The 3505-nt window shown below is 53.0% G+C and carries 2 protein-coding genes; one reads left to right on the forward strand and one right to left on the reverse strand.

Annotation, left to right across the window (positions count from 1 at the left end; genetic code table 11):
- Window positions 1-307 precede the first annotated feature (307 nt).
- Entirely contained in the window at window positions 308-1906 is a 1599-nt protein-coding gene (locus Pla100_RS30135; protein ID WP_146583096.1) for an IS110 family transposase, read from the reverse strand.
- A gap of 204 nt (window positions 1907-2110) precedes the next feature.
- Between Pla100_RS30135 and Pla100_RS30140 the strand changes: the two genes are divergently transcribed.
- Window positions 2111-3475: a transposase gene (locus tag Pla100_RS30140; protein WP_197168359.1), complete on the forward strand. Its 1365-nt coding sequence runs from the start codon at window positions 2111-2113 to the stop codon at window positions 3473-3475.
- The last annotated feature ends 30 nt before the right edge of the window (window positions 3476-3505 follow it).

A 3505-nucleotide genomic window follows, 5' to 3' on the forward strand; every position in this document is an offset into this window, starting at 1 on the left:
TTTTGAAGACTGCCATATGGTTTTCAAGTGGGAAGGCAATTTTGTTACGGGTACATATTTTCACCGGTCTGCTCGGAAGCAGTTTTCGATTCGCAATCATCGGAACTGACGCTGGATTGAAAAATCGGTGAACCGAGCCGTTCTCGGTCGTTTGATGATCAGGTATCGCCATACTGGTAATTCATAAGAGGGACGGCCTCAAACTGCCTTATCAGGCGGTGGTGATCCGACAGAGCGCCAGGCTTCAAAGAGGCAGCGAGTGCCATGTTGCGCAGAGGCGGTGTCGATTCGGTTCACCGTTGATTCGTCAATCTGAAGCCGTCGATTCCTCATTCGGGCAAGCGTCTTTAGGGACGCTTAACTTGGCTAAAACACTCGGTAATATCTCTCCTAATTTGGTCGGGCTACGTCGGCTTCTGGATTGCTTCTGTAGCACGATCGAGATCGCATCGGCCTCCATGCCCCGTGTATTGTAAGGAAGTTGGACGACAGCGTTCTCAAGGTCCACCAAAGCGGTTGCGATCGATGTCCCGTGGTCGTGATGAAACATACGCAACTTTTCGATGATCGAGTTACTATCGCGACAGCATGCATGCTTCAGGGGAGCGTTGCCGGCGACGCAGGCATACGCGATCCGACTAAACCGGCTGGCGATCTTCACTCGCGTCGCACGCTTGTCGATCTTCCGCACGTGATCCTCGGCCGCTTGGATTCGGAAATAAGCGTTAAGGTTGGCAAGGTTATCAGCAATTCGCATCAACGAGGCACGCAGTCGGCGGTTCGCACTACGAACGATCCTGCCAGCATTGTCAGTCTGGTCACTTTGATAGCGAGACGGAAACAACCCACTGCGTCCAGTGATCGCGTTGGCATTGGCATAGTGCTCGATTGGTCCCATTTCGCCAGCGAAGTCGGCGGCCGAGACGACGTTGACACCTGGGATTGCTAACAAGCGAACGTAAGGTGTTTGGGCTAAATCCCCAGCGATTTCCGACTCTAAACGGACAATCTGTGTTTGAATCGAAGTATGCAAGTCGTGTAAGTCGGTCCAAATCGAATGGATCAGCGAGTGCTTTGAAGGAAGCTCCAACTTAGCGGCTTGATTAGCCCAAGCAACGATTTTCTCTAGCGTGGCGGTTTTGAATCGAATCTTCTTCTTGGAGAGATGAGTTCGCAGTCCAGTGGTTCCCATCTCGATAATTTTAGCAGGTGAAGAGGCCGTTCTGGCGACTTCCATAGCTGCAGCATGTGAGAAGAAATTGCTGAACAAGTTCGGGTAACGTGGCATGCTCAAATGCAAATGCTCGCGGATCTGGCAGGCCAGTGCGGTCGCTTTCTCAACGAGGTCGCGCCGATGTCGCACTCGCAAGCGAAGTTGTTGATAGACCTCTGGTAATTCGAATTCGCATAGTCCGAATCCAGCGACGGCAGCGCGATGCTGGGCGAACAGATCCGTCGCGTCGGTCTTGTTTCCCGGGTCAGCGGGCAGTCGATATTGCTTCGTCGCAAAGGGGTGAACGAGGCGGACTTCGAAGCCTGCTGCGGCGAATGTCTTTTGCGTGACACGGTGGTAGTTGCCGGTACGTTCGATGGTAACAATCATGTCCTTGATGGCGTGCTGCTGGCAGGCTTGTTTGACCTGTTGGATCGCTGAGTGCAAGGCATGAGCTTCATGCTCCACCGTGCATGGTTCGATCAATAAGTTCCCGAAGTAATCGGCCATCATCAATTCGGATCGAAGTTTGGCTGGGTCGATGCAAACGACGGCAAAATGGTCGGCTCCCGCTGCTTTGACCCGAGGCGCGATCACTCCGTTGGGTTTTTGCAGTGTCTGCTGATTTTTTCGCTTACGATGCTTGGGGGGCTTGGAATTGGCGCGTGTTTGGGTTGGACTAAGAGTGGTCATCTGGGCCTCTGCTAGAGTGGGAAAAACAACTGGTAGCTTCCCCACAGTGGTCCAGATGACTTTTGCTTTCTTTGTTTTTGTTAAGAGAGCAACATACCAGTTGCACACTTTGAGGCCTGCTCCAAAAATTGGTCTTGCGTTCGAAAGCGGGTCCACCCCATGACCAGATCATTGCATTCTCACTGTCCACAGGAAGGACCCGCGATGATCATCGTCCAACAATCCGCTGATTTGCTCAAGAGGTTTATCGCCAAAACCGATCTCAACGAGTTCGCTCAAGCCATGGTGATGCGGATCGTCTTGGCCTTTGTGCTCCATCGAGGGCGGATGTCCTGCTCCTCGGCGGCCGGTGTGATCGCCTCTCAGAGCGTCCATCGTTGTCAAGTGACGCGGTTTCTCAGAAGGCCGCGCTGGCAGAAAAATGACTTCAATGCCACCCTCCGCCAAGCGTTGCTGCAGATGGAGACCGGCAAAGGAAAATTCATCTTCCTTATCGACGCCACGTTGTTCTCACAGGCCGGAAAGAAAACTGAGAACACCTTCAGCACCGGCAACCGAAAGCGTCGCCCCAAGAAGGGACGCCGCTACAACAACAAGAAAGTCCGCCGCAAAAATGTTCACAGTTTCACCTTCGGACTGCTGATCACTCCGTCGGGATACCGAATTCCTTTTCAGATCCCGCACTACACCAAAGAGTACTGCAAGAAGAAAGGGCTCACTCATCTGACGACCGCCGAGGCCGCCGCCAAGATGATTCGCGATCTACCGCTGGACGAAGAAGCCGAGGTTCTCGTGCTGGGCGATACCGCGTATGACGCCAAAAGCGTCCGCGAAGCTTGCGACGAGCGAGGCTACACTTGGATCTTCCCAGCCAACCCCGAACGCGTCTACGAGGGACCGACGGGACAACGACCCAAACTACGTTCACGTCTGAAGGATTGGACGGGACTGTCGCTCAAGAGAATCAGGCTTCGAGCGTCGACTGGAAAGTATGCCGGGTACCGGCGGATTTCACGTTGGCGCGTTGGGCCGAAACAGAAACCTCGCGAGTACTTCGCCTATCAGGAAAAGCGGGAGGTACGCAGCGTTGGCCGCGTGCAGCTTGTTTTTTCGACAATGAAATCGGAATTGAAGAAAGCGACTCCCGACGACGTCAAGATATTGATGACCAATGCGACGGACATGAGTGTCAGTGAGGTGATCGAGGCGTACTCGGTCAGATGGCAGATCGAGTTGTTTTTCAAAGAACTCAAATCGACGCTTGGAGTGGGTCAGTACCAGTTCGAGAAATTCGCTGCTGTCGAAGCATGGATGAACTGTGCGATTACAACCGTGTTGTTCCTGGAACAACTGCGTGCCAAACGCTTGCAGGATCGTCGCCTGAGCGAGGAGCGTCATCGTTGGTGGCAGTCTCAGCGCTTACACGGACTGTGCGAAGCGTTTCACCAAGAATGCACGGGCAATGAACTGAAATACCTATCCGACCGCCTAAAAACTTCTGGCGGCATCAAAAAGATGCAACGCTTGTTGATGCAAGCTTTACCCCAGGAATTCCGAGTCGCTGTATGATAGAATCCACAAACACTGCAACTTCAAAAC

This window comes from Neorhodopirellula pilleata, assembly GCF_007859915.1.
Classification (GTDB): Bacteria; Planctomycetota; Planctomycetia; order Pirellulales; family Pirellulaceae; genus Rhodopirellula; species Rhodopirellula pilleata.